Raw genomic sequence first — 24019 nt, 5'->3', positions numbered from 1 at the left:
TCACCACATGTATGACTGATCCACCGCTATCGGGGGCAAGCCCCCTCCCACATTAAGATCAGTTTTTGTAGTCGGTATCACTGCGTTCCAACTGCCGGATCAGTGCATTCCAATGCCGCGCCACGCCCGGACCTTCGCCGCTGGCGTGCGCCTTGGCCTGTTGCTCGACTTTGCCCACCACTTCCTGCGGTGGGAAGATCAATTGCGCATTCCCCGCTGCCTGGGCTGCAATCTGGATATTGCAGGCCCGCTCCAGTTGCTGCAGTTGCTGAAACGCATGCTCTACGCTGACGCCCGCGGTCAACAACCCATGATTGCGCAGGATCATCACACTTTTGTCGCCCAGGTCGGCGACCAACCGCTCGCGCTCGTCAAGGTCGAGGGCAATCCCTTCATAACCGTGATAGGCCACGCGCCCGGAAAAACCGATAGAGTGCTGGGAGATCGGCAGCAAGCCGTCTTTTTGCGCCGATACCGCAATGCCGTCGCGGGTGTGGGTGTGCAGCACGGCTTGCAGGTCGTGACGCGCGCCATGGATGGCGCTGTGGATCACATAGCCGGCGTAGTTGATGCCCAGGCCCGTCGGGTCATCCACGATAGTGCCGTCGAGGTCGACCTTGACCAGGTTGGACGCACTGATTTCATCGAACAGCAGCCCAAAGGCATTGATCAGGAAATGCTCCTCCGGGCCCGGCACGCGGGCGGAGAAGTGGGTATAGATGTGGTCGGTCCACTTGTATAAGGCCGCCAGACGATAGGCGGCGGCCAGCTTGACGCGCACTTCCCATTCTTCTGGCGTGACGCGTTGTCGGACGGTGTTGCTGGAAACGCTGGAAATCGAGGTGACGCTGCTCATGGCAAAACTTCCTGGATGGCCTTAAGGACTTCCAGGCAAGCCTAGGGGATGCAAAAAAATAATAAAAAGCACATTTTAATCTAAGCTAATTATTATTTTTTTTCATATCATGCAGCCTCCTTGATCTTGTGCAACGAGGCAGCGACCAGCTTGCCAAACGCATCCACCGGCCCCTGCAGGTTGCCCAGGAAGTGCGGATAGATCAGCCACAGGTCCATCACCGGCTTGAAGTCCTTGAGCGGCATCACCGCCAGGTGTTCGCGATGGGCGCTGCGCTCCAGCAACGGTCGCGGCACCAAACCCAGGCCCAGGCCGTCCGCCACCAGGCCCAATTGCAGCTCGGTGCCGAAGGTTTCCAGGTTGACCCGCAACGCCAGGCCCTGGTCAGACAAGGTGCGCTGCAGACCGGCGCGGAAGCCGCAACCATCCGGGTTGAGAACCCAGCCGTTCTGGTACACATCCGCCAGCTTGCACGGTTTCTTCGGCAACTGCGCCTTGGCGCACACCACCACCAGTTCCATCTTGCCGATGGACTCGCCGACGATGTTGTCCGGGAAAATCTTGCCCGCCGGGAACAACGCCGCCGCCGCATCCAGCTCGCCGCGCTCGATCTTGCCCACCAGTTGGCTGCCCCACCCCGTAGCGACCTGGGCACGCAGGTCGGGGTATTCGGTGCGCAGGTGCTTGAGGGCATCCAGCAGCACCACGTCGCCGATGGTCTGCGGCACGCCCAGGCGCAACAGGCCAGTGGGGGGTGCATCGGTGGCTACCAATTCGCGCAGCGCGTCCATCTCGCGCAGGATCAACCGGCACTGCTCGTAGACGCGGGTGCCGATCAACGTGGGCTTGAGGGGCTTGGTGTTGCGGTCGAACAACTCCACCCCCAATGCCTGCTCGAAGTTCTGCACGCGACGGGTAATGGCCGGCTGGGTCAGTTGCAACGACTCGGCGGCGTGGCTGATGGACTGGCAACGAATCACTTCGACAAAGGCATCGATATCGTCAATTTTCATTTGGGCCGCACATAGAGAACAGTCATTAAGATGTGTGCGAAGCATAGTTGCAGGAAAGCCGCCTGGATAGCCCGCGCTGTGATCGATAACGTCTAACGCTATTCAGACCAGTTCTAAATTACCTTCAGCTATAAGCTAATCATTAAAAAATAGCATATTAACTATAAACATTATGCTTAGATAAACCCATCACCACCGACCACACGATGGAACTGTCATGACCCAGGCCCGACACCCCGAGAGACTCAGAGCCTTCATAGGCGCCCTGGCGGAATTGATCGACGGTAATCCACGCGAAGGCGACCTGCTGCACCGTGGCGGCAAGCTGCTGGCGCAACTGGTCAGCCATGACGACTGGCTTCCCGACGAATTCGCCCAACCCGATCCCGAGCGCTACCAGCAGTTCCTGCTGCATGCCGATTCACGCCAGCGTTTCAGCATCGTCAGCTTTGTGTGGGGGCCGGGGCAAAGCACACCGATCCATGACCACCGGGTATGGGGCCTGATTGGCATGCTGCGCGGCTCAGAGTTTTCCCAAGGGTTTGAACGCGCCCCTGACGGCAGCCTGGTGGCTGAAGGCAAGCCGATACGGCTGGTGCCGGGCCAGGTTGAAGCGGTGTCGCCCAAGGTCGGCGACATCCACCAGGTGAGCAACGCCCATAGCGACCAGGTGTCCATCAGTATCCATGTGTACGGCGCCAATATCGGTGCGGTGCGCCGCGCGGTGTACCAGCCCGACGGCAGCGAGAAACTGTTTATCTCCGGTTATTCCAACGCCTTTCTCCCGAATATCTGGGATTTGTCCAAAGAAAAGAGCCCTGCCCTATGACCACCCTCTCCACCCGCAGCTTTGCGCGGATTCGCCAAGCCCTGTTGGACCAAGAAGAAGTCGCCCTGATCGATGTGCGCGAAGAAGCGCCGTTCGCCGAATCCCATCCACTGTTTGCCGCGAACCTCCCGCTGTCCAAGCTGGAACTGGAGGTGTATGCGCGCATTCCGCGGCGTGATACCCAGGTCACCGTGTATGACAATGGTGAAGGCCTGGCTGCCCGCGCTGCCGAACGCCTGGTTGCCTTGGGCTACACCCAGGTCAGCCTGCTTGAAGGAGGCCTGGACGGTTGGCGCAAGGCCGGTGGCGAGCTGTTCATCGACGTCAACGTACCGAGCAAGGCGTTCGGCGAACTGGTGGAAAGCGAACGCCATACGCCGTCCCTGGCCGCTGAAGAGGTGCAGGCGCTGCTCGACAGCCAGGCCGACGTCGTGGTGCTCGACGCCCGGCGTTTCGACGAATACCAGACCATGAGCATTCCCACCGGCATCAGCGTGCCGGGGGCCGAACTGGTGTTGCGCGCCCGCGAACTGGCGCCGGACCCGGCCACCCGCATCATCGTCAACTGCGCCGGGCGTACCCGCAGCATTATCGGCACTCAGTCGCTGATCAATGCCGGCGTGGCCAACCCGGTGTCGGCCCTGCGCAACGGCACCATCGGCTGGACCCTGGCCGGGCAGAAGCTTGCCCATGGCCAATCTCGACGTTTTGCGCCGACCAGCGAGGAGCATCGCCTGGCCGCCGCCATCGATGCACGCCGCGTGGCCGACAGGGCCCGCGTGGGCCGTGCCACCCTGAGCGACCTGCGTACCTGGCAGCAGGACACCACACGCACCACCTACCTGTTCGATGTACGCACCCCGGAAGAATTCGAAGCCGGCCACCTGCCAGGCGCGCGCTCCACACCGGGCGGGCAACTGGTGCAGGAAACCGATCACGTTGCCAGCGTGCGCGGTGCGCGGCTGGTGCTGGCGGATGACGACGGCGTACGCGCGAACATGTCTGCGTCCTGGCTGGCCCAACTGGGCTGGGAAGTGCATGTGCTGGATGACCTGCAAGCGGAGCACTTCAGCGAGCAAGGTACCTGGGTCGCGCCGGTGCCGGTGCCGCCCCAGGCCGAACCGATCAGCCCCTCGACCCTCGCCGACTGGCTGGCCCACGGCGACACCGTGGTACTGGATTTCACCGCCAGCGCCAACTATGTGAAGCGCCATATTCCCGGAGCCTGGTGGGTACTGCGTGCGCAACTGCCCCAGGCCCTGGCCAAGGTGCCCGCCGCCCAGCGCTACGTGCTGACCTGCGGCAGCAGCCAACTGGCGCGCCTGGCGGTGGCTGAAGTCGAAGCCCTTACCGGCAGGCCAGTGTTCCTGCTGCAGGACGGCACCGCCGGCTGGATCAATGCGCAACTGCCGCTGGAAGAAGGCGAAACCCACCTGGCCTCGCCGCGTATCGACCGCTACCGCCGCCCGTACGAAGGCACCGACAACCCCAGGGAAGCCATGCAGGCCTATCTTGACTGGGAATTCGGCCTGGTCGACCAGCTGGCACGCGACGGCACCCACGGTTTCTATGTGATCTGACCCGCCCACCGCGCAGCCTCGAGCGTGCAAGGTCACCCCGGCGACCAATGAGCACGCGATCCCTTGTGGCCGGGGCTGCCCCCCCCTCTCACACCTTTCCAAGTCCATCGGGAGATACTAGTGTAGGAAGCGAAACAGGATGATTGGCATGGAGCATTGATCAATGAACAGGTCAGAACAGGCAAAGCCCGCCGCCGCACACCTGCACTGCGCGGACACCCCAGCGCTCTTCAGCATCCAGAACAATGATCTCGGTATCAAACTACCTCTGCACCTGAAACAGATGGGTGCTCCCGAACATTGCGGTCACCGCTCGGGTTGGCGCCATGTCATGGATCATCTTCGCCAATGCCAACGACCTGCCGGCATGCTGCTGGATGACTTTGTCGAGCGCACCTTCCAACACCCAGGCTCCACGCAGGAGTGGCACGAACCCTGGATCGGAATTTTTCATCACCCACGCTACGTGCCCCACTGGTACGACCCCAGCGCCGTGCCATCGGTGATCTTTCAAAAAACCACCTTTCGCAACAGCCTCAAGCACCTGGCCGGCGCTGTGACGTTGAGTACCACCCTCGGCGATTGGCTGGCAAAGGAGCTGGTCGTTCCAGTGAAGGTACTCAAGCACCCCACTGAAATTCCCGACCAACAGTTTTCCATCAACCAATGGGAACAGCAGGCGACCAAGACCCTCGTGCAAGTGGGCTGGTATTGCCGCAACAGCCGGGCGATTTATCAGCTGCGCGTACCGGATGACTACAAAAAGGTGCATCTACTGCAAGATCGCCCCTGGGTACACAACGCCCTGCAACGAATCGACAACCTGTCACCGACCCGACACCGCCCGCTGATCGGTGATGTCCAGGTGATCGAGCCGCTCGACAATCCGTCCTACGATAGCTTGCTCGCCCACAACCTGGTGTTCTGTGAATACCTGGATGTTTCCGCCAGCAACACCGTCATTGAAGCCATCGCGCGCAATACTCCTATCGTAGTCAACCGACATCCCGCTCTCGAAGAATACCTCGGCATCGACTATCCGCTCTTCTACGAGCACCTCGATGAAGTGGCCGCCCTTCTCACACAACCGGGATTGATTCGCAGCGCCTACCATTACCTCGGTGCGCTGGATAAAAGCTGGTTATCTGCCGAGACCTTCACCCGGCAGCTGATGACTTTCGTTAACCAGATCGGCACTGGAACGACAAAATGAGGGCCGCTTATGGCTACCGGGTCGAATCCGTTTTCTGTCCTGGGTGAGCGCGTACCCGCCGACGTTGTCCAGGCGCTGCGCCAAGAGATCGTCGAGCACTATTCCCTTGGCGCAACGCCTGCCCAACGACGGGAAGTCGCCTACACCACAGCCTGTCGCGAGCTGGTGGACATCAGCAGTCAAGCTTGGCGGCGCGGCTTGCACGACACAACCCCACTCAATCGATTACAGCATCTGGTACAGGAACGACTACGACCGGTGCTTCCCCATCTCGATGAACAGCGCTCGTTTGGCCGCCCGCAAATCGCCGTGCGCGAACCCGCAGGGCTGGCTACCTCACCTCATCTGGACGGACTTGAACAGGGCGCGTTGACGCAACACCCAGACCTGCCGACCGCGATCATAGGGGTCTACCTGGACGATGTGCTGATCCCGGACGACGCAGCACTGACTATCTGGCCCAGACAGGCGGACCAGGTCGCTCAGCTCCTGGCAAGCGGTACTGAGGGCTGCGCATTGTCAGCACACCTTGTCGCCATTAGCGATGCCTGCCTCGTGGGCGATCCGCATGCTCAAAATGTGCTTGGGCCATGCGGGTACATCTTTCTCCTCCTCGGGACCGTTCCCCACTGCAGCCTCAAGCGCATCACCGCAGGCCTGCGAATTGCCGTTTATTTTCGAGTGTATGCCACCCGAAAATCCGAATATAAAATGCATGATAAAAATAATAAATAATAAATGTCATCAGCTTTTTCAATAATTACGATATAACCAAAAAGAACTTCACATCAGTTTTTTATAGGAATAGTGTTAAATCACTCACCGACCCCTTCTCCAGGCGGAGGTAATCGAACCCTGACTTGATCTGCCTGGAGCCTGCATCCCATGGTCATTACCCTCCCTTTCAAACGCCTGCTCCTGGGCACCGCCCTCGCCCTTGGCCTGATCGGCAGCGCCGCTGCCGCCGACCTGCAACCGCTGCGGGTGGCCAACCAGAAATCGACGATCAAGGCGCTGCTGGAAGCCTCCGGCGAAACCCGGAACGTGCCTTACACAATCCAGTGGTCGGAATTCCCGTCTGCCTCACCGTTGGGCGAAGCACTCAACGCCGGTGCCGTGGACATCGGCGCCCTCGGTGATGCGCCGTACGTGTTCGCCCTCGGTGCCGGTGCGTCTCTCAAGGTGGTCAGCATCATCCACTCCGAAGGGCGCAACACCACCGCCCTGGTCGTGCCCAAGGACTCACCGATCAAGACCGTTGCCGACCTCAAGGGCAAGAAGATCGTCACCGGGCGCGGTTCCATCGGCCATTACCTGGCGATCAAGGCCCTGGCCACCGCCGGCCTGACCACCCGGGACGTGCAGTTCATTTTCCTGCTGCCCAGCGAATCACGCCTGGTGCTGGATAACGGCACCGCCGACGCCTGGGCCACCTGGGACCCATACACCACCGTAGTGACCTCGCAAAGCCAGGCACGCGTGCTGGTCAGTGGCAATAAACTGCTGAGCAACCACCTGTACCTTGCCGCCACCAGCCAGGCCATCGCCGACAAGCGCCCGCAGCTCGACGACTTTGTCGCCCGCGTTGACCGCGCCTATGCCTGGGCCAACACCCACCCCGATGAATACGCCGCCGCCCAGGCCAGGATCACCGGCCTGCCGCTGGACGTGCATGTGACGGTGGCCAAGGACACCCGGCTGAACCCGGTCACGATCGACGACGCAGTGATCAGCGGCCTGCAAGCGACCGCCGACACCTATCAACAGGAAGGCCTGCTGCTCAAGCACATTGACGTATCGCAGGGCTTCGACAAGAGCTTCAACGCCAAGCGTGTCCCCTTCAACCAAGCCTCGCGCTAAAAGGAGCAGCACATGAGCAAGCCACGTCATTTGAAACTGGGAACCATGGTCCATGGCGTCGGTCACGGCTGGGGCGAATGGCGCCACCCGCAGGCCCAACCGAATGCCAGCACCAGCTTCGGCTTCTACAAGCAGCAGACTGAATTGGCCGAAGCCGCCAAGTTCGACTTCGTGTTCATCGCCGACAGCCTGCATATCCACGCCAAGTCCAGCCCGCATTACCTCAATCGCTTCGAACCACTGACGATCCTGTCGGCACTCGCCGCAATCACCACACATATCGGCCTAGTCGCCACGGTGACCGTCAGCTACACCGAGCCCTACCAGGTGGCGCGCCAGTTCGCGTCCCTGGACCATATCAGCGGCGGTCGCGCCGGTTGGAACGTGGTCACCTCGTGGCTCAGCGGCACCGCCGACAACTTCGGCAAGGCCGAGCACCCGCCCCACGCCGTGCGGTACCGCATCGCCAAGGAGCACCTGGATACCGTCAAGGGCCTGTGGGACTCCTGGGAAGACGATGCCTTCACCTACAACAAACAGTCCGGCGAATTTTTCGCCCCAGGCAAGCTGCATGCACTCAATCACAAGGGCGACTTCTTCTCGGTGAAAGGCCCGCTGAACATCGCGCGTTCGCGCCAGGGCCAGCCGGTGATTTTCCAGGCCGGCACCTCGGAAGACGGGCGCAACTTCGCGGCGCAGAACGCCGATGCGATCTTTGTGCACGTGGACAGCATCGAAGAAGGCCTGGCCTATTCCCAAGACCTGAAACGCCGCGCCAAGGGCTTTGGCCGCGATCCGCAAAGCCTGTCGATCCTGCCGGGCATCCGCCCGATTGTGGGCCGCGACGAGGCCGAAGTGGAAAGCCGCTACCAGCAGGCCGTGGAGCTGGTCACCGTGGAAGATGCCATCGTCGCCCTCGGCCGCCCGTTCAATGACCACGATTTCAGCCAATACCCGCTGGACGCGCCGTTCCCGGAACTGGGGGACCTGGGGTCCAACAGCCAGAAAGGCGGCTCCGACCGCATCAAGCAACTGGCCAGGGACGAAGGCTTGACCCTGCGCGAAGTGGCCCTGCGTTTCTCGCGGCCCAAACGTGATTTTGTCGGCACCCCGGAACAGGTCGCCGATGCGATCCAGACCTGGTTCGAGCGCGGTGCCAGTGACGGTTTCATCATCAACTCGGTGCTGCCGGATGGCTTGCAGTACTTCACCGAAATGGTGGCGCCGGTGTTGCAACAACGCGGCCTGCTGCGCAGCGAATACAGCGGCCAGACCCTGCGCGACAACCTGGGCCTGGAGGTGCCGGTGAACCGCTACAGCGTCGCCGCCGAGGTTGAAGCGCAGCAAGAGGCGCTGGCATGAGCCAATCCTCGCAGCCCTCCTTGCGCTCCGTGGAAGTCGCCCACTTCGACGCCTTGCTCGAACGCCTCACCACCGAGCTGACCAGCACCGCCCATCTCTACGACGAGAGCGGCGCCTTCCCTCACGCCAACTTCAAGTTGCTGCACGAGCACGGCCTGCTCGCCCTCACCGTGCCCAAGACCCTGGGCGGCGGCGGGGCCAGCCTGTCCCAGGCACGCAAGGCGATCAGTGCGATTGCCAAGGGCGAGCCGTCCACTGCGCTGATCCTGGTGATGCAATACCTGCAACACACCCGCCTGCAAGACAGCAAGACCTGGCCCGCGCACCTGCGCAGGCAAGTGGCCGTAGACGCGGTGTGCAATGGCGCCTTGATCAACGCCCTGCGCGTCGAACCCGACCTCGGCACCCCGGCCCGTGGCGGGCTGCCGGCGACCACCGCCGTGCGCACCGCCGAGGGCTGGCGCATCAGCGGGCGCAAGATCTACTCCACCGGCAGCCACGGCCTGAGCTGGTTCAGCGTGTGGGCCCGCAGTGACGACGCCGACCCGCTGGTGGGCGCCTGGCTGGTGCCCAAGGCCAGCCCCGGCGTGAGCATCATCGACACCTGGGACCACCTGGGCATGCGCGCCACCTGTAGCCATGAAGTGGTGCTCGACAACGTGCTGGTGCCGCTGGACCACGCTGTCAGCGTCAGCCCCTGGAGTGCGCCGGCGCCAGAGTTGGACCCCGAGGGCTTCCTGTGGATGTCAGTGTTGTTGTCCTCGGTGTACGACGCCGTGGCCCAGGCCGCCCGGGACTGGCTGGTGAACTGGCTGGAGGAGCGCCAACCGTCCAACCTCGGTGCGGCGCTGTCGACCCTGCCACGCTTCCAGGAAACCGTTGGCCATATCGACACCCTGCTGTTTGCCAATCGCAGCCTGCTCGACGCTGCTGCCGAGGGCCACACCCCGGCCGCCAACGCCGCGCAATTGAAGTACCTGGTAACGAACAACGCGATCCGCGCCGTGGAGCTGGCCATCGAAGCCTCGGGCAACCCTGGCCTGTCGCGCCATAGCCCGCTGCAACGGCACTACCGCGACGTGTTGTGCAGCCGCGTGCATACCCCACAGAACGACGCGGTATTACAAGGTGTCGGCAAGGCCGCCTTCGCCCAACGCCACAAGGAGCGCACATGAGCCAGGTGATTATCGCCAGCCAGCTGGACGAGGATTACAACGAGGTGATCCGCCAGCGCCTGGCGTCGATCCATCCCGAAGCCCAGGTGATCGGGGTGCCCGTCGGGGTACCCAGCGACCTGCCGCCCCAGGCGAATATCCTGCTGCTGCGCCCGATCAACGTGCGCGGCTATACCGCCCCGGACACTCCGCCACCCGGTTGGCCCTATGGCGCACAGTGGGTGCACCTGGTGTCGTCGGGCATCGACTTCTACCCGCAGTGGCTGTTCAACGGCCCTCCGGTGACGACATCGCGTGGCAGCGCCGCCGACAACCTGGCCGAATTCGCCCTGGCGGCGATCTTTGCCGCGTCCAAGCACCTGCCGGCCATCTGGGTCAAGGATGACCAGTGGCACTTCACCCCGCTGCGCCCGCTCAAGGGCACCACACTGGGCATCCTGGGGTTTGGAGCGATTGGCGAACGCCTGGCGCAGAAGGCCCTGGCCCTGGGCATCAGGGTGGTGGCGCTGCGTCAAAGCCCGGCGCCGTTCAGCGCAGGCGTGGAAGCCGCCAGGGACATCCACGACCTGTTCGCCAGAGCCGATCACCTGGTGGTGGCGGCGCCGCTGACCGAGGCCACGCGGCATATCATCAACCGCGACGTCCTCGCCAGCGCCAGGCCGGGGTTGCACCTGATCAACATCGCACGGGGTGGGTTGCTGGATCAGGAGGCGTTGCTGCAAGCGCTGGACAATGGGCAGGTTGGTTTGGCGTCGCTGGACGTGACCGAGCCGGAGCCATTGCCGCTGGGGCATCCGTTGTACACCCATCCGCGGGTAAGGCTGTCGCCGCACACCTCGGCTATTTCCACCCGCAGCAAGGAGGAAATCGCCGACACGTTCCTGGCGAACCTGGCGCGGTATGCTGCCAATGTTGAGCTGTACAACCGTGCCAATTGATCGCCGCTTACTTGATGCGGTAATGGAAGGTATTGCGCACCGCCGGCACCGCAACAGCCTTGCCATCGACGATCCTGGGCTGGTAACGGAAGGTATTCGCCGCCGCCAGTGATGGCCGCATGAACAGCGGGTGGCAGCCGTCCAGCACCCGGGGGTTTTCCACGCGGCCCTGGGTGTTGACGGTGTACTCCACCGAACAATCGCCTTCGATGTTTTTGTCCAGGGCACGCTCGGGGTAGTCCGGCGCTTCCTTGCTCAAGGGCTGATACTGGCGGCTGTCGAACGCCGGTGCCGCAACCGGTGTCACGGCCGGTGTCGCGGCCCGCGCTGTTTCAGCGGCCAGGCGCTGCTGGTCAGCACGCTGTTGTGCCTGCTCACGGTTGTGCTGTTCAGTGGCCAGCCGTTGCTGCTCCTGCTGCTTTTCTTCGACGCGTTTGCGCGCCAGGGCGGCCTTTTCGAGTTTGCGCGCCTGGATCTGCGGATCGAGCGTGGGCTTTACCGGTACGGGAACCGCGACGGGCTCCGGGGGTGTGACGGCCACCGGTTCAGGCGCTGGAGCTGGAGCTGGAGCTGGAGCTGGAGCTGGAGCTGTCGCCGCCGGCAGCATCACCAGTTGGGTATGCATCACCCTGGGGGCCTCCACTGGCGGTACTTCCGTGGACCAGCCAAGCATCAATGCGGCCAACACCCCCACATGCAGCGCCACCGCCAGGCTGGCCGCCAAACTGTTTCGCCAGAATCCGGAAGGCCTCCGGGAAGGCATCGTCAGCGTCGGACTGTGCATGATCATCGCCGTCATTGCGGGGCCTCGGTCACCAGCCCCAGGTTGCTCACCCCACCCTTCTGCAACACCGCCATGGCCGCGACCACACGGCCGTAACCGGCGTTATCGTCGGCGCGGATGTACACCTGGGTGTCGCTGCGCGCCGCCACCACCTGCATGACCTTGGCGCCCATTTCGTCGAGGGTCACCGCGCTGTCGGTCTGGTGCTGGGTGTCGAGTTCACCGCCGAGGTTCCAGTAGTAGCCGCCATCGGCCTTCACCGACAGCGTGAGGATCTGCTGGCGGGTGTCGGTGGCCAGTGCCTCGGCGGCGACCTTGGGCAGCTCGATCTTCACGCCCTGGGTGAGCATCGGTGCGGTGACCATGAAGATCACCAGCAGCACCAGCATCACGTCGATATAGGGCACCACGTTCATCTCGGCCTTGGGCCCGTGCTTGCGTTGCGGCCTTGCTAACATGAAATCGCTCCTGTTCAGGCGGCCACGGCCAGGTGGCTCGACGTGCCGCGCAGCGTGCGGTGCAGGCGTACTTGCAGTTCGTTGCCGAAGGCGTAGTAACGGGTGAGCAAGGTCTGGCCGCGTGCCGCAAAGCGGTTGTAGGCGATCACCGCCGGGATGGCCGCGAACAGGCCGATAGCCGTGGCGATCAGCGCTTCGGCGATGCCCGGCGCGACCGTCGACAGCGTGGCCTGTTGCACCTGGGACAGGCCGATGAACGAATTCATGATGCCCCATACGGTGCCGAACAGGCCGATGTAGGGGCTGACCGAACCCACCGTCGCGAGGAATTGCAGACCTTTTTCCAACTCGATTTCCTGCTCGGTGATCGCCACCTGCACGGCGCGCTCGACACCGTCCAGCACCGCCGGGTCATGGCTGTGCAGGTGCTGGTATTCCTGAACGCCGGCGATAAAGATCGGCGCAATACCGCCCTCGCCCGCCTGCACGGTGTCGCGGTACAGCGGTTGCAAGTCCGGCGCAGCACGAAAGCGCTGCACAAAGCCATTCAACTGGCGCTCCAGGCGCCGCAGCACACTGCCGCGCTGGATGATCAGGTACCAACTGAGCAAGGAGGCCAGCAGCAAGGTGATCATCACCGCCTTGACCAACAGGCTGGCGTCGCTGATCAAGCCCCAGATCGTCATATGTTCCATCGTCGCGTGCATGGTGAAGCTCCTATTCGATAAAAAAGTGATGACCGGGTGATGACGGCTCAGGGCAACTTCAGCGCGCGAGTCACCTCGGCCCACGGCACCAACTTGAAGTTCTGGGCCTGCTCGGGCATGCGCTTGCGCCCGTCCTGCACCACCAGCATGCCTTGGCTCCACGGCCCGCCGAGGTTGAGGGCGGTGACTTCCAGGCCATCGGTTTCCGAGGCTCCATCGATCCCGGCCGGCGCATTCAGGCCGACGCGGAAGGCACCGTGGGTCGCGAACGGCGGCTCGGCATCCAGCACCAGGTAGCTGTCATTGCCCTGGCTGGAGATCACCAGGTAGTCGCGCTTGTCGCTCTGGTACAACGCCAGGCCCTCGACATCGGCGTGCAGCTGCGGGCCGACCTTGATCACGCTGGTGAGGGTGGCCGGCTGGTCGGCACGCGCATCCACCGCCCAGACACCGACGTCTTCTTCCCCGATAAACAGGCGCTGGCGCTGGTCATCGGCCACGCAACCCTCGGGCTGGCTGTCGACCTTGAACTGGCGCACCAACTCGCCCTGCACACGACCATCCGGTGCGCTGAGGCGGTATTGCAGGAAGGTGCCGTCCTTGCCGTTGGCGATCGCGTAGATCTCGCCACTGGCGGGCTGGAACAGGCAGATACCGTAGATCTCCTTGAGCGGTGTCGGCACTTCACCGGCTTCGCGCAGTTCGCCGCTCTGGCGGTCAATGCTGAACAGGCTCAGGCTGTTGTGATCGCGATTGCTCGCCACGGCCAGGTCGACAGTCTGCGCGCCGAGCTTGAAGTCGGGGCGTACGTCGACATTGTTGAGACGGCCCACCGCCAGCTCCTGCAACAGCTTGCCGTCAAGGTCGTAGGCCAGCAGTCCCTGTTTCTTGTTGGTGCCGAGGACACGGCTTTTTTCCGGTTGCGCCGGGTGAACCCAGATCGCCGGGTCATCCGCCGCGTCGCCCTGGCGACCGACCGGGTCGGTCTGGCGTACAGCGGCGACTTCCGGCAGTACCGGTCCAGCCGTCACGGGTTTGGCTTTCCAGTCGAGCCTGCCTTGGTAAAGCTTGCCATTGTCGTCATCGCGCACCAGCAGTTGCTGACCGTTGACGCTGAGTTGTTCCGGCTCCTTGAGGCCTGGCAGCGTCAGGCTCGATTGTTCGACCCAGCGCTTGCCGGTGTGCTGGAACAGGTGCAACTGGGCCGTCTTCGGATCAAGGGCGACCATCCCGCCCGGCACCAGCGCCATGGCGCCCGCTTCACGCCTGGGGTTGTCGAACAGCGCTACCGGCGTGCGCTTGACCTCGGCTTCCGGGTGGGCCGGGTAGGCCCACCAGCCGACGTTTTGTTCATTCACCACCAACTGATGGGTTGTGTCATCCACCTGGCAGAACTGCGCCGACGGCGGCAACGGCAGACCGCGTACACGCTGGGGTTCGCTGAGCAGTGTGGCGCCATTGCCCACCAGCCATTGCTCGCCCTTGCCCTCTTCACCCACCAGGAACACAAACAGGTGGGCGGCGCCGTCGCGGTACAGACACAGGCCGTTTACCGGGTAGTCGCGAGCGGGCAGGTACAGCGGTGTGCCAAAGGTTTTGGCGGACGCGTCAAGGTTGATCAGCACGGCTTGCTGGCGGTCGTTGTCGAGGCTGGCGACCAGTACCTGAGTACCGGCAGCGCGGGTGTCGAGGCTGCTGAAGTTGCCGTTGAAACGGGCGAGTTCGGTGCCTTTGGCGTCGAGCAGTTGCAGGCCGTTGCGGGTGCTGGCGGTGAGGCGCTCGGTGCTGCTCAGCACGGCCATGGCCTCGGCATTGAGGCTGGGTGCCCAAGGGGTCAGGGCCAGGTCCGTGGCCATTGCCGGCGCACAGAGGGTCAAGGCTATTAGTAGGTACAGCTTGGAAATCTTCATGTACGGCTCAATCCGTCAAAAACAATGGAGATCCAATGTGGGAGGGGGCTTGCCCCCCGATAGCAGTGTGTCAGTCAACACAGATGCCAGCTGGGCCACAGCCATCGGGGGCAAGCCCCCTCCCACATTGGAATGGAGGTGTGGGTTAGAAGTGGGTGAAGGTCAGGCCCAGCTTGTAGGTCGTGCCGTACTCTTCGTATTGGCCGTTGTAGCTGCGGTGGCCGGTGTAGACGAAGTACGACTCATCGGTGAGGTTCTGCGCTTCGAAGCTGACCTGCAGGTTCTTGGTCAGCGAGTAGCGCGCGCTGAAGTCGACAAAGGTCTGCGCGTCCACATGCAGGTCGTGGGCCTTGTCGTTGATCGACGCCAGCTCAAAGAGGTAGGCCGATTTGTAGTTGGCCGACAGGCGCAGGCTGAGCGTGTCGTCTTCCCAACCGAGCATCAGGTTGCCGACGGTGTCGGACTGGTTGGGCAGGCTGATGTGGCGCTTGCGGTTCGTGCCGCTGGCACCGTCGAAACCTTCGATGTCGGCGCTGGAGCGGCTGAACGTAGTGTTGGCGCCGATCAGCAGGCCGTTCCACGGCGCGGGCAGCCAGTCGAATTTCTGTGAGTAGGCCAACTCCAGGCCGTAGAGCCTGGCGCTGTCGCCGTTGGCGTAGGTGTGGGCCTCGGCGAAGTTGGTCCAGGCGCCGGTGCCGGCCAGGTCGGTGTTGTAGACGAAGTTCTTGATGTCCTTGTAGAACACGAACGCCGAGACGGTGCCGGCGCGGCCCATGAAGTGCTCGATGCCCAGGTCCAGGTTGCTCGATTCCAGGGGCTTGAGGTCCGGGTTGCCGAAGGTGGCTTCGTCATCATCGATCACAAAACCCGGCGCCAACTGGCCAAAGGTCGGGCGGACCACGGACTTGGTCCAGGCCGCGCGCACCTGGGTGTTCTTGTCGATCTGGTAGCGCGCATGCAGGCCCGGCAGCCAATGGTGATAGCGACGCTGGGTGTCGGTCGGGGTGAACACGCCATCGGTGGCGCCGGTGCCCTTGGCTTCGAACTCGGTGCCTTCGTAGCGCAGGCCAGCGATGAAGCGCCAGTCGTCGATGTCGACGGTGTTCATCAGGTAGCCGGCGTTGATGTCTTCGCGAATGGTGAAGTCGTTGACCCGGGATTCGGTCTCGTCGTAGAAGTCCGCCGGGTTGAGGCCGCCTATCAGCTGCTTGATCGCGCTGGGGCTGATGCCGGGGCCGTAGCTGCCCAGGCGGTAGTCGACAGTGCCCTTCTGGAACTGGCTGAGATTGAGCTGGTCGGCAGTGAAGCCGAGGGTGTCGAAGTCTTTGTAGACCCAGGCCTCCAGGTCGTTGTCCTTGTTACGGCGGCTGACCTTGCCGCCAAATTTGACCTGGGACGCATAGCCGTTCAGGTCGTAGTCGCGGGCCAGGTCCAGACGCAGGTTTTTCTCGGTGTCCTGGGTGTTCTGTTTTTCCCAGTCGACTTTGTCGAGGCTGAAGTTGCGCGCGTCGTAGAAGGCGCTGCCGATGATCGGGCGTGGCTTGTCCTTGTCATGGAAACCACTGTTGGCAAAGTCGCCGCCGTCAAAGGTGGCACCGGCGATGTGCGCCGGGCTGTCTTCGCTGGATTGGCTGAAGCCGGCCTGGCCGCTCAGGGTCCACAGGCCGAGCATGCGTTCGCCGCCGAATACGTAGGACTGGATTTCCTGGGTCTCTTCGCGGTTCTTCAGCTTGCGCTTGCCCTCGGCATCGCCCAGTTGGCCGGGGGCCTGCGGGTCGGCGAATTCGAGGCTGGTGGAGTTGCGGGTTTCGGTGTCTTTGTAGCGGCTGTAGAGAGTGCGCAGGTAGTAGCTGCTGAAGTCGTCGGGCTTGTAATCGAAGTTCAGGCCGCCACCGGCCCGTTCGCGGCTGATGTCGTAGTCACGCTGTTCGAACTCGTTGAGCCGGGCGCCGTCGGTGAAGTCCCAGGCGCCGCCGGTCTCGACGTTGTCCGAGCCGAAGTCGCGCTTCTGCCAGCTCAGCGCGGCGGCGACGCCGAAGTTGTCGATGCCGTCGCCGAGGCTGAAACGGTTGCTGGCCGCGCCGGAGAATTTGGGGCTGGTCTGGCTCGTGTTCTTGTCGTAGCTGGCCTCGGTGCTGCCGGTGTAGAACAGGCCCTTGTGGTCGAAGGCCGACAGGCTTTGCACATCGACGGTGCCGCCAAGGGAGTTGGCGTCCATGTCCGGGGTGAGGGTCTTGATCACCGACAGCGACTGCACCAATTCCGCGGGCAGCACGTCGAGGGCCACGGCGCGGCGGGCGCTCTCCGGGGCAGGCACCAGGGTGCCGTTGATGGTCACGCTGTTGAGGTCCGGGCCCAGGCCACGCACGCTGACGAAGCGCCCTTCGCCCTGGTCGCGCTCCACGCTGATACCCGGCAAGCGCTGCGCCGCTTCGGCGACGTTTTCATCCGGTAGCTGGGCCACGCCGTCGGCATGCACCACGCTCTTGATGCTGTCGGAATTGCGTTGCTCCTTGAGCGCCTGGTCGATGGCCGCTGCCTGGCCGACCACTTCGACGTGCTCAGTGTTGGCCGCCTCGGCCGCGTTGAGCCGCTCACTGGCAATCGCCAGGGCCAAGGCAGTTAGCGTAAAGCTGACGAGCCCGGTGCGCTTGTACATGCAATCCTCCCCAAGAGTCCGTTGGCGCCAGGCAAGAGGCCCGGCAACTGGGAGGGCACGCTAGGGGTGGGGGATGACGGTTCTGTGACAGGGTGTGGTAGGAAGGCCCGTAAACCGGGGGTTTGAGCAGGATCCTGAGTTGGAATGAGCTGAAATGACCTGTGAAGATCAACTGTGGGAGGGGGCTTGCCCCCGATAGCGGTGGGTCAGCCCCTGGTTTCTCACTGACGCACCGCTATCGGGGGCAAGCCCCCTCCCACATTTTCTGCTTTTCATTGTCGGCGGGATGAGCTGATTCGACCCTCCCCTACCGTCATGCAACCGTCACATCCATCTGCTGTGCTGGCGCCCACGACTGAACCTTGCAAGGACTCGCGGCCATGTTTTCCGTGCTCAAACCCCACCGCTGGAAACTCTCCCTGCTGCTGATCGCGGCCAACCTGGGGCTGATCCTGCACCTGGCCTGCGGCGAGTTGAAAAGCGTCAGCGAGTGGGCATGGCTGGATATCTTCGGCGAAGGCGGTTCCGCCCTGCTCGCCCTGGTCTGGCTGGGGCTGGTGCTGAAAAGCCGACCGGCCGGGCGCGTGACCAACTACCTGGCGCTGGGCCTGTCATGCATCTTCTTCTCCTGGTGGATCGACAGCCTCGACGAATTCATCCGCCTGCCCGACAGCATCACCTGGGACCACTGGCTGGAGTCCGGGCCGATGCCGGTGGGCATGATCCTGCTGACCATCGGCATCTACCACTGGCACCGCGAACAACTGGCGATCAGCGCACAGATGGAGAAACGCGAACGGTTGTTCCGCGAGCATCGGCTGTTCGACAAACTCACGCCCCTGGCCGGCGCCGACTACCTCAAGCGCCAGTTGGCCGACAGCCTGCAAGACAGCCAGACCCAGCAGCAACCACTGTCCCTGCTGGCCCTGGACCTGGATCACTTCGCCGCCATCAACCAGGCCTACGGGCATGCCGAAGGCGATGCGGTGTTGCAGGCCCTCAGCCATTTGCTGTTGCTCAACCTGCGTCGCCAGGACCTGCTGTGCCGCCTGGCCGGCGACCGTTTTGTGGTGCTGCTGCCCAACACCGGTGAGCGCCAGGCCAAGGAGCTGGCGCTGGAGTTGCAGCAGGCGGTGCGCGGCCTCGCACACAAGACCCGGCTGCACGGGGAACGCCTGCAACTGGTAGCGACCACCGCCGTGGTCATGGCCCTGGACGAGCCGCCCCAGGACTTGCTCAAACGCCTCAACCTGGCCCTGGCCAGGTCCAAGCAACCCCTGGCGAAAAGCGCCTGAGATGGCCGTGAAAACCAGCTGGTATGAAGCCGACAGCCGCTTCATACCAGGGCACTGCCAACCCGCCACGCTGATCGACCTGGCCTTGTCCCGGGACATCGACAGCCATCGCCTGCTGCGCGGCACGGGACTGTTTCACGAGGACATCCTGGCCGGCACGGCGCGGTTGAGCCCGCAGCAGTTTTTCGGGTTGATCGGCAACAGTCGCAAATTGCTCGACGCCGACGACAGCAGCTTTCTGTTCGGCCAGCGACTCCTGCCCGGTTATTACGGCGCGGCCAGCCATGCCCTGGGCCATGCACAGAACCTGCACCAGGCCCTGGAGATCCTGATCCAGCAACAGGTGCTGCTCAGCCCGCTGGTCACCTTGCACCTGGAACTGGATGCGCACCATGCCTACCTGTACTGGCGGGACAGTTGCGGCGCCGGCGAGCATTGGCGGTTTTTACTGGAAGCCGGCATGACCTCGCTGGTTGCCATGAGCCAGTGGCTCAGTGGCGAGCGCTTGCCGTGGGTGTGCTGTTTCAGTCATGCCGAACCGCGCTACATCGAGCAGTATTGGGTGCACCTGGGCGAAGAGACGCGCTTCGAACGGCCGCTGGATATGCTGAGCATCCCCCGCGAGTACCTCACCCGCGCGTGGCCGGGCGCCTCGGCCACCGCCGGCCAGGTCGCACGCCAGCAGGCCCGCGAACAGATCGAACAGCTGGGCTTTGCCAGCAGCTTTCTCGACTGCCTCTACGACTACCTGCGCGAACAGGTACGCCAACCGCCCAGCCTGGAACAGGCCGCGCAGGCCTTCGCCATGAGCCCGGCGACCCTCAAGCGCAAGTTGCACAAGCATGACACCGGCTTTCAGCAGCAGGTGGACCGCGTGCGCAAGCAGGTGGCGCTGCACCTGTACCAGGTCAAGGGCTACAGCAATGATGAAGTGGCGGCGTACCTGAACTTCAACGATGCGGCGAACTTTCGCCGTTCGTTCAAGCGCTGGACCGGCAGTACGCCCAACCTGATCCGCCAGCTGTTCAACAGCCGCTAGCCAGGCGTTCGCGCAGGAACTCCACCAGCGCCTGCACCGGCCGCGAGCTTTGCCGGTGCTGGGGGTACACCGCCGACAGTGTCAGGTCTTCGGGGGCGAACTCATCCAGCACCGTGACCAGGCGGCCATCCTTCAACGCCTCGCCGACGATAAAGGTCGGCAGGTAGGTCACGCCCAGGCCGGCGATGGCGGTATCGCGCAGCAAGTCGCCATTGTTCACGCGCATGCGCCCACTCACGCTCAGCGCCTGCAACTTGCCCTTGAAGCGCCACTGCACCTGGCGGCCATGGCCGTAGGGCAGGCAATCGTGGTCGGCGAGGTCATCGGGTTTCTGCGGGGTGCCGCGCAAGGCCAGGTAGTCGGGGCTGGCGCAATACACCCGGGGGATGCTGGCGATACGCCGAGCGATCAGGGTGGAATCTTCCAGGGTGCCGATGCGCAAGACCAGGTCGTAGCCTTCGCCGATCAGGTCCACGGGGCGGTCGCTCAGGTCGACCTCCACCGCCACCTGGGGATGGCGCTGCAGGAACAACGGCAACAGACAACCCAGATGGGCCATGGCAAACGACAACGGCGCGCTGAGGCGAATGGTGCCGCGCGGTTCGCTGTTCTGGCCGGCAATGCCCTGCTCCACTTGCTCGACTTCACTGAGCAGGCGCAAGGCGGATTCGTAGTAACTCTGGCCGAGTGGCGTGACATCCAGGCGGCGGGTGGAGCGATTGAGCAGGCGTACGCCGAGGCGATCTTCCAGCTGGATCAGGCGGCGGCTGACGAATTGCTTGGACAGGCCCAACTGTTCGGCGGCGGCGGTGAAGCTGCCGGATTCCATGACCTGGCAGAACAGGCGCATGTCTTCGAAGGGGTTCATTGTCGCTTCTCGGTGGACATTTGGTGGTTTTTATAACGGGTATGTCGCCACACCACAAATCAAATGTGGGAGGGGCGGTGCGACGATTCGACTTGCCCCCGATGGCAGTGTGACTGACACACCGCTATCGGGGGCAAGTCGAATCGTCGCACCGCCCCTCCCACAGGGATCACCTACAGACTTGAGAGCCAGTTACTTGGTAAACGCCGAGTAGCTGTTCATCAGGTTGCGGTAGTTGGGAATACGCGGCGACAGCAGGTTGGCCAGGCCTTCCATGTCGTTGCGCCAGTCGCGCTGCAGTTCGCAAGCCACGGCAAACCAGTTCACCAGTTGCGCACCAGCGGCAGTCATGCGCGCCCAGGCGGCTTGTTGTACGGTTTCGTTGAAGGTGCCCGACGCATCAGTGACCACGAACACCTCAAAGCCTTCCTCCAGGGCGCACAAGGTCGGGAACGCGACGCACACGTCCGTCACCACACCGGCAATGATGATCTGCTTGCGGCCAGTCGCCTTGACGGCCTTCACGAAATCTTCGTTGTCCCAGGCATTGATCTGGCCAGGGCGGGCGATGTAGGGCGCGTCCGGGAACAGGGCTTTGAGCTCTGGCACCAGCGGGCCGTTGGGGCCGCTTTCGAAGCTGGTGGTGAGGATGGTCGGCAGGTTGAAGAACTTCGCCACATCGGCCAAGGCCAGGACGTTGTTCTTGAATTCGTTGGGGGAGAAATCCTGCACCAGGGAAATCAGGCCAGTCTGGTGGTCGACCAACAGTACAACGGCGTCATCTTTGTTCAAACGAGGGCTAGCCATGGTTCAACTCCTTACGGGGGGATGGGTAATCAAAACGCAAAACACGAGCAGCCGAACGCACCCCAGAAACCCTGGAAGTCGCTGACCGGCACGCTGGAATGGCGGGCTTTTTCGTGGCTGTGGGCATGCACGCCGCACGGGCCGCTGCACTGGTGCACCTGCGCCTGCAACGGCGAGCCTGGACGCCAGTGCCCTGGCACCTTGACCACCGGCGACCAATCCGGCAGTACCGGCACGCGCGGGGGTGCGAAGTCTTCGAAGTCACCGGCACCGTAGACCACCTTGCCGCCGACCACGGTCAGGACCGACTCGATCCACTTGATGGCTTCCTCATCGACACTGAAGAAGTCCGCCGACAGCGCCGCCACGTCCGCCAACTGCCCGACCTTGATCTGGCCCTTCTTGCCCTGCTCGGACGAGAACCAGGCGCTGCCGTGGGTGAACAGTTCCAGCGCGGTCAGGCGCGGCAGGCCTTCGGCATGCAGTTCCAGGCCACCGACGGTGCGGCCGCTGACCATCCAGTACAGCGAGGTCCACGGGTTGTAGCTCGATACCCGCGTCGCATCGGTGCCCGCGCCCACCGGCACGCCTTCGGCCAGCATGCGCTTGATCGGTGGCGTGGCTTCGGCGGCCTTGGCGCCGTAGCGCTCGACAAAATATTCGCCCTGGAACGCCATGCGGTCCTGGATCGCAATACCGCCACCCAGGGCACGTACACGCTCGATATTTCTCGGGGTAATGGTTTCGGCGTGGTCAAAAAACCACGGCAGGCCATTGAACGGAATGTCGCGGTTGACCTTCTCGAACACGTCGAGCATGCGCGAGATGGACTCGTCATAGGTGGCGTGCAAACGGAACGGCCAGCGCTGTTCAACCAGGTGGCGCACCACCGGCTCCAGTTCCTGCTCCATGGTCAGCGGCAGGTCGGGACGCGGTTCCAGGAAATCTTCGAAGTCGGCGGCCGAGAACACCAGCATTTCGCCAGCGCCGTTGTGGCGCAGGTAGTCGTCGCCCTGGTGCAGGGTGACGCTGCCGGTCCAGTTCTTGAAGTCGCTGAGTTCTTCCTTGGGCTTCTGGGTGAACAGGTTGTAGGCGATACGCACCGTCAACTGTTGGTCCTTGGCCAGTTGCTCGATCACTGCGTAGTCATCGGGGTAGTTCTGGAAGCCGCCGCCGGCGTCGATGGCACTGGTGAGGCCCAGGCGATTGAGTTCACGCATGAACTGGCGGGTGGAGTTGACCTGGTATTCCAACGGCAGTTTCGGGCCCTTGGCCAGGGTCGAGTACAGAATCATCGCGTTCGGCCGCGCCACCAGCATGCCGGTGGGGTTGCCGTTGCTGTCACGCACGATCTCGCCACCCGGCGGGTTCGGCGTGTCCTTGGTATAGCCGGCCACACGCAGCGCTGCGCGGTTGAGCAAGGCGCGGTCGTACAGGTGCAGCACGAACACCGGCGTATCGGGCGCGGCCTGGTTCAACTCTTCCAGGGTCGGCATGCGTTTTTCGGCGAACTGGAATTCGTTCCAGCCCCCCACCACGCGCACCCATTGCGGGGTCGGCGTGCGGTCGGCCTGGTCCTTGAGCATGCGCAGGGCATCGGCCAGGGACGGCACGCCTTCCCAGCGCAGCTCGAGGTTGTAGTTCAAGCCGCCACGGATCAGGTGCAGGTGCGAGTCGTTGAGGCCGGGGATGACGGTGCGGCCCTTGAGGTCGATGACCTGGGTACCACTGCCGCGCAGGGCCATGGCTTCACCGTCGGTGCCCACGGCTACAAACCGCCCCTCACGGATGGCGACGGCCGTGGCGCGCGGGTTTTCACGGTCCACGGTGTGGAACTGGCCATTGAACAGAATCAGGTCGGCGTTCATAGGGTTTCCTTTACAGAGGCTTCGAGCCAGGGAGCGAACAGGCGGGTGGCCGCCGGCATCAGCAGGTAGACCACCAGCACGACGATGGTCACGGTTACCAGAAACGTGGCGACCACGTAGTTGGAGAGAAACGGGTGCAGGCGCAGCACCGGGCCCCATACGATCGGCACCAGCAGGGTCAGCGGCAGGATCACGCACAGGGTGACCACCGCCTGCTTCCAGCGCGGCGGCTTGGCGGCGTTTGGGGTTTCGGGGTTGAACCAGAATTCGTTGACCCCATTGATTTCGGTGTTGTCGCCGTCGGCGAGCATGGGCGCGGCTTCGGCGATCAGGGTTTTGCGCTCGGGGGAGTCGAGCCAGGTTTGCAGGTCATCGGTGGAACGGTAGCGCAACACACAGGTGAACAGCGCCAGGTTGCCCTGTTTGCCGCGTACCACGTCGACACCGAGGTGGCCGGCACGGGCGCCGGCGATACGCACGATGCGGCGCAGCCAGGCTTCGTAGTCAGCCTCCAGGCCGGGTTTGATGAGGTGCTTGACCACCAGGGTGACGACTTCGTCGGGGCCTGGTTTTGTGGTTGGGTCCATGGGGTATCCCTCTGCCGTGAAGATTCAGCGATGAGGGAGTTTGAGGGGGGATGGGGTGGGGAAAATTGGATGTACGTGCTGTTTGGGGGGGGTTGTGCTGAGTACATATCCGTTATTTGGGTGATGGCGGATATTGGTTCCGCCCTTACGGCGGGTCACTTTTGAAAAGAGCCCAAAAGTAACCAAAAGGCTCTTGCCCCAACACTCGGCA

At 63.1% G+C, this 24019-nt stretch carries 21 protein-coding genes; 10 read left to right on the top strand and 11 right to left on the bottom strand.

Translation table 11 applies throughout. From position 1 onward, the window contains the following. Positions 1 to 58 precede the first annotated feature (58 nt). Complete coding sequence (locus tag AC3WP7_RS27880; RefSeq protein ID WP_102593214.1) at positions 59 to 856, bottom strand: class II aldolase/adducin family protein; 798 nt, start codon at positions 854 to 856, stop codon at positions 59 to 61. 107 nt (positions 857 to 963) lie between these two features. Next, positions 964 to 1869: a LysR family transcriptional regulator gene (locus AC3WP7_RS27875; protein ID WP_071490094.1), complete on the bottom strand. Its 906-nt coding sequence runs from the start codon at positions 1867 to 1869 to the stop codon at positions 964 to 966. A gap of 217 nt (positions 1870 to 2086) precedes the next feature. Here AC3WP7_RS27875 and AC3WP7_RS27870 point away from each other — a divergent pair, with 217 nt between their 5' ends. From AC3WP7_RS27870 to AC3WP7_RS27835, 8 genes are all read left to right on the top strand, one after another. Beyond that, positions 2087 to 2698, top strand: a complete 612-nt coding sequence (locus AC3WP7_RS27870; protein WP_092245660.1) for a cysteine dioxygenase family protein — start codon at positions 2087 to 2089, stop codon at positions 2696 to 2698. After that, positions 2695 to 4278 (top strand): rhodanese-related sulfurtransferase, encoded by a 1584-nt coding sequence (locus AC3WP7_RS27865; protein WP_092245663.1) that lies wholly within the window; start codon positions 2695 to 2697, stop codon positions 4276 to 4278. Before AC3WP7_RS27870 ends, AC3WP7_RS27865 begins: the two co-directional genes overlap by 4 nt. A gap of 331 nt (positions 4279 to 4609) precedes the next feature. Next, a complete protein-coding gene (locus AC3WP7_RS27860) occupies positions 4610 to 5491 on the top strand; it encodes a hypothetical protein (RefSeq protein WP_139216861.1) in 882 nt (293 codons plus the stop codon). A gap of 9 nt (positions 5492 to 5500) precedes the next feature. After that, positions 5501 to 6226, top strand: a complete 726-nt coding sequence (locus AC3WP7_RS27855; protein WP_093528677.1) for a hypothetical protein — start codon at positions 5501 to 5503, stop codon at positions 6224 to 6226. Between the two features lie 150 nt (positions 6227 to 6376). Beyond that, on the top strand, positions 6377 to 7351 hold the full coding sequence (locus tag AC3WP7_RS27850) for an ABC transporter substrate-binding protein (RefSeq protein ID WP_092245671.1): 975 nt from the start codon (positions 6377 to 6379) through the stop codon (positions 7349 to 7351). A 12-nt stretch (positions 7352 to 7363) separates the two neighbouring features. After that, positions 7364 to 8713 carry an LLM class flavin-dependent oxidoreductase gene (locus AC3WP7_RS27845; RefSeq protein WP_102593215.1) on the top strand — a complete coding sequence of 450 codons (1350 nt, stop codon included), beginning with the start codon at positions 7364 to 7366 and terminating at the stop codon, positions 8711 to 8713. Beyond that, positions 8710 to 9888: an acyl-CoA dehydrogenase family protein gene (locus AC3WP7_RS27840; RefSeq protein WP_102593216.1), complete on the top strand. Its 1179-nt coding sequence runs from the start codon at positions 8710 to 8712 to the stop codon at positions 9886 to 9888. The genes AC3WP7_RS27845 and AC3WP7_RS27840 overlap by 4 nt, the downstream gene beginning before the upstream one ends. Then, positions 9885 to 10826 (top strand): D-isomer specific 2-hydroxyacid dehydrogenase family protein, encoded by a 942-nt coding sequence (locus AC3WP7_RS27835; RefSeq protein WP_071490100.1) that lies wholly within the window; start codon positions 9885 to 9887, stop codon positions 10824 to 10826. Before AC3WP7_RS27840 ends, AC3WP7_RS27835 begins: the two co-directional genes overlap by 4 nt. Positions 10827 to 10833: 7 nt before the next feature. Here AC3WP7_RS27835 and AC3WP7_RS27830 read toward each other — a convergent pair whose 3' ends face one another. The 5 genes from AC3WP7_RS27830 to AC3WP7_RS27810 form a co-directional block, all read right to left on the bottom strand. Beyond that, positions 10834 to 11625: an energy transducer TonB gene (locus AC3WP7_RS27830; protein ID WP_102593217.1), complete on the bottom strand. Its 792-nt coding sequence runs from the start codon at positions 11623 to 11625 to the stop codon at positions 10834 to 10836. Continuing rightward, positions 11622 to 12068: a protein TolR gene (tolR, locus tag AC3WP7_RS27825; protein WP_102593218.1), complete on the bottom strand. Its 447-nt coding sequence runs from the start codon at positions 12066 to 12068 to the stop codon at positions 11622 to 11624. The genes AC3WP7_RS27830 and tolR overlap by 4 nt, the downstream gene beginning before the upstream one ends. Before the next feature lie 14 nt (positions 12069 to 12082). Beyond that, the gene (gene tolQ / locus AC3WP7_RS27820) at positions 12083 to 12775 is read right to left on the bottom strand and encodes a protein TolQ (protein ID WP_092245680.1); all 693 of its coding nucleotides are present in this window, start codon (positions 12773 to 12775) and stop codon (positions 12083 to 12085) included. Positions 12776 to 12822: 47 nt separating this feature from the next. Next, a complete protein-coding gene (locus AC3WP7_RS27815; protein WP_092245683.1) occupies positions 12823 to 14685 on the bottom strand; it encodes a phytase in 1863 nt (620 codons plus the stop codon). 145 nt (positions 14686 to 14830) lie between these two features. Next, positions 14831 to 17344: a TonB-dependent receptor gene (locus tag AC3WP7_RS27810; protein ID WP_093126836.1), complete on the bottom strand. Its 2514-nt coding sequence runs from the start codon at positions 17342 to 17344 to the stop codon at positions 14831 to 14833. A gap of 380 nt (positions 17345 to 17724) precedes the next feature. On the opposite strand from AC3WP7_RS27810, the gene AC3WP7_RS27805 reads away from it, so the two are divergent. Next, positions 17725 to 18639 carry a GGDEF domain-containing protein gene (locus tag AC3WP7_RS27805; RefSeq protein WP_092245688.1) on the top strand — a complete coding sequence of 305 codons (915 nt, stop codon included), beginning with the start codon at positions 17725 to 17727 and terminating at the stop codon, positions 18637 to 18639. Position 18640: 1 nt separating this feature from the next. Then, positions 18641 to 19678: an AraC family transcriptional regulator gene (locus AC3WP7_RS27800; RefSeq protein ID WP_102593299.1), complete on the top strand. Its 1038-nt coding sequence runs from the start codon at positions 18641 to 18643 to the stop codon at positions 19676 to 19678. Here AC3WP7_RS27800 and AC3WP7_RS27795 read toward each other — a convergent pair. The 4 genes from AC3WP7_RS27795 to AC3WP7_RS27780 all read right to left on the bottom strand — a co-directional run bounded on the left by AC3WP7_RS27795 (position 19665) and on the right by AC3WP7_RS27780 (position 23808). Next, on the bottom strand, positions 19665 to 20546 hold the full coding sequence (locus AC3WP7_RS27795; RefSeq protein WP_058425557.1) for a LysR family transcriptional regulator: 882 nt from the start codon (positions 20544 to 20546) through the stop codon (positions 19665 to 19667). The two genes, AC3WP7_RS27800 and AC3WP7_RS27795, sit on opposite strands and share 14 nt — an antisense overlap. Before the next feature lie 192 nt (positions 20547 to 20738). After that, positions 20739 to 21353, bottom strand: a complete 615-nt coding sequence (gene ycaC / locus AC3WP7_RS27790) for an isochorismate family cysteine hydrolase YcaC (protein ID WP_071490108.1) — start codon at positions 21351 to 21353, stop codon at positions 20739 to 20741. A 29-nt stretch (positions 21354 to 21382) separates the two neighbouring features. Further along, positions 21383 to 23221, bottom strand: coding sequence for an amidohydrolase (locus AC3WP7_RS27785; protein WP_092245694.1), 1839 nt, complete (start codon positions 23219 to 23221; stop codon positions 21383 to 21385). Further along, complete coding sequence (locus AC3WP7_RS27780) at positions 23218 to 23808, bottom strand: antibiotic biosynthesis monooxygenase (RefSeq protein WP_092245696.1); 591 nt, start codon at positions 23806 to 23808, stop codon at positions 23218 to 23220. Before AC3WP7_RS27780 ends, AC3WP7_RS27785 begins: the two co-directional genes overlap by 4 nt. Between the last annotated feature and the right edge of the window lie 211 nt (positions 23809 to 24019).

This window comes from Pseudomonas sp. FW305-3-2-15-C-LB1 (genome assembly GCF_058787615.1).
This window is presented reverse-complemented; position numbering and strand designations above follow the sequence as displayed.